The following is a 528-nucleotide window of genomic DNA, read 5'->3' on the forward strand; positions in this document are numbered from 1 at the left end:
GTCTGGAGAATCGCAATGCGTGGAGAATTTTATCAGCAGTTAACCAACGATCTGGAAACCGCACGGGCGGAAGGGTTGTTTAAAGAAGAGCGCATTATTACGTCTGCGCAGCAAGCAGATATCACTGTGGCTGATGGAAGCCACGTCATTAACTTTTGTGCCAACAACTATCTCGGGCTGGCGAATCATCCGGATCTGATTGCGGCAGCAAAGGCGGGAATGGATTCTCACGGTTTCGGCATGGCTTCGGTGCGTTTTATTTGCGGCACTCAGGACAGCCATAAAGAGCTTGAACAAAAACTGGCGGCATTCCTGGGGATGGAAGATGCGATTCTCTACTCTTCCTGCTTTGATGCTAACGGTGGACTGTTTGAAACGCTGCTGGGTGCGGAAGACGCCATTATCTCCGACGCACTGAACCACGCGTCTATTATTGATGGTGTGCGTCTGTGCAAAGCTAAACGCTATCGCTATGCCAACAACGATATGCAGGAGCTGGAAGCACGTCTGAAAGAAGCGCGTGAAGCC

1 protein-coding gene is annotated in these 528 nt (G+C 50.8%); it reads left to right on the top strand.

Annotation, left to right across the window (positions count from 1 at the left end; translation table 11 throughout):
- Positions 1 to 15: 15 nt before the first annotated feature.
- Positions 16 to 528 (top strand): aminotransferase class I/II-fold pyridoxal phosphate-dependent enzyme (locus AC3Y5R_RS24290; RefSeq protein WP_194157447.1); only part of this gene is annotated, 513 nt, incomplete at its 3' end.

This window comes from Erwinia sp. 009765445 (assembly GCF_058137865.1).